The 2008-nt window shown below is 43.8% G+C and carries 3 protein-coding genes; all 3 read left to right on the forward strand.

Features of this window, described 5'->3' with window-relative positions; all coding sequences use genetic code 11:
• The coding region (locus Q0338_RS03910) for a UDP-2,3-diacylglucosamine diphosphatase (RefSeq protein ID WP_298085617.1) at positions 1-711 on the forward strand (711 nt) is incomplete at its 5' end.
• Between the two features lies 1 nt (position 712).
• Positions 713-1654: a chemotaxis protein gene (locus tag Q0338_RS03915; RefSeq protein ID WP_298085618.1), complete on the forward strand. Its 942-nt coding sequence runs from the start codon at positions 713-715 to the stop codon at positions 1652-1654.
• A 10-nt stretch (positions 1655-1664) separates the two neighbouring features.
• The coding region (locus tag Q0338_RS03920) for an Hpt domain-containing protein (RefSeq protein WP_298085619.1) at positions 1665-2008 on the forward strand (344 nt) is incomplete at its 3' end.

Raw genomic sequence — 2008 nt, forward strand, 5'->3', positions numbered from 1 at the left:
GCGATCTTTATCGCCGACTCGCACGAAAACGAAAATCGCGAAAATTTTTGGCATTTTTTGTGCGCGTTAAAAAGCGGCGAGATAAAGACGCCGCAGCTGTTTTTGATGGGCGATATGTTTGATTTTTTGGCGAGCGAGTGCGAGTTTTTCGTCAAATTTTACGAGCGATACGTCCGCGCGATCGACGAGCTGGGCGAGGAAATGGAAATTTATTATTTCGAGGGAAATCACGATTTTAACCTAGCAAGGCTTTTTAAAAACGTCAAAGCCTATCCGATCGGCGCCCAGCCGGTTAAATTTGCCTCTGAGTGCGGACAGAGCGTGCTTATCGCGCACGGAGATATATTTTTGCCTTTCGTTGCAAAATACGCTTTGAGGTTTTTGCGTGTCAAATGGTTTTTAAAAACGATGAATTTTTTCGATAAATTTTTAAATTTTAGACTCTCGAAACGAATTTTAAATAAGCTTAAACGAAAAATTTTAGATTATAAAATACCGAATTTTAAGAATTTAGTCGAGGCAAAAATGCGCCGATATAACGCATTTTACGAGGCTGATGTCGTCATCGAGGGGCACTATCACCAAGGCGAACAGTACACGATAGGTAAACAAAAATATATAAATGTTCCATCTTTTGCATGCGAGCAAAGCTATTTTGTAGTAGAATACGACCAAAATATTAAGTTTGCTCGAAAGAGCGTAAAGGTTTAAAATGCTTAACAACGGCACATTAAAAACCGGTTCAAACGAGATGGAACTTGTTGATTTTCGTATCTTTAAGCAGGCGGGAGACAAGGTATATGAGGGCATATACGGCGTCAACGTCTCTAAGGTGCGCGAGATCATCAAGATGCCTAATTTAACCGAACTTCCCGGAGTACCCGAGTATATCGAGGGGATTTTTGACCTGCGCGGCGTAGTTATACCCGTGATAAATTTAGCTAAATGGATGCAGATAAACGAGCCTAAGGGCGGAGCTATCAAGCCTCGCGTCATCATTGCCGAATTTAGCGGGATATTGATAGGCTTTATCGTCCACGAGGCAAAGCGAATCAGGCGCATAAGCTGGGCGGATATCGAAGCGGCAACTTTCGCCTCAAACGCCGGAACGCTGGATAAAGGAAAGATCACAGGCGTAACCCGCATCGAAAACGACGAGGTTTTACTTATACTTGATCTTGAAAGCGTCGTCGAAGAGCTTGGCATTTATAGCCCAAAAATAGAAGTCGAGATCGATCAAAACAAGCTTTTAAACGGCCTAGCGCTCGTGCTAGACGATAGCTCGACGGCTAGAAAGCTCGTAAAAGATACTCTTGAGAAAATGGGGCTAAAAGTCGTCGAAGCAAAAGACGGCGTAGAGGGGCTTGATAGGATGCAAGATCTTTACGAGATGTACGGCGATAAGCTTGATAGCCATCTAAAGGTGATCTTAAGCGATATCGAGATGCCGCAGATGGACGGATACCGCTTCGCATCGACGATAAAAGACGATCCGAGATATACGGGAATTCCTATTATATTTAACTCTTCTTTGAGCAAAGACTACACCGAAGCTCAAAGCAAAGAGGCTGGAGCTGCCGCGTATCTAACCAAATTTGACGCGACGCTATTTTACAACGAGGTGCTTCGCGTGATCGAAGCGAACAAGAAATAAGGGGGAAATCATGGATGATATGAAAGAAATAATGGAAGACTTCCTGGTTGAAGCCTTCGAACTAGTAGAACAAATAGACCATGATCTCATTGAACTTGAGTCAAACCCCGAGGATTTGGAGCTTTTAAATAGAATTTTCCGCGTCGCCCATACGGTTAAAGGATCGTCTAGCTTTTTAAATTTCGATATCCTTACTAAGCTCACTCACCACATGGAGGACGTGCTAAACAAAGCCCGCCGCGGCGAGCTAAAGATAACTCCCGATATCATGGACGTGGTGCTAGAGTCCGTGGATATGATGAAAGGGCTTTTGCACGGTATCAGAGATAGCGGCAACGATACGGACGTAGGCAT

Origin of the sequence: uncultured Campylobacter sp., assembly GCF_938018145.1 — a bacterium.
In the GTDB taxonomy this organism is placed as follows: domain Bacteria; phylum Campylobacterota; class Campylobacteria; order Campylobacterales; family Campylobacteraceae; genus Campylobacter_A.

Excerpts from the sequence above, each read along its gene's own strand:
- Q0338_RS03915 (WP_298085618.1), top strand. The coding sequence starts at position 713 with ATGCTTAACAACGGCACATTAAAAACCGGTTCAAACGAGATGGAACTT.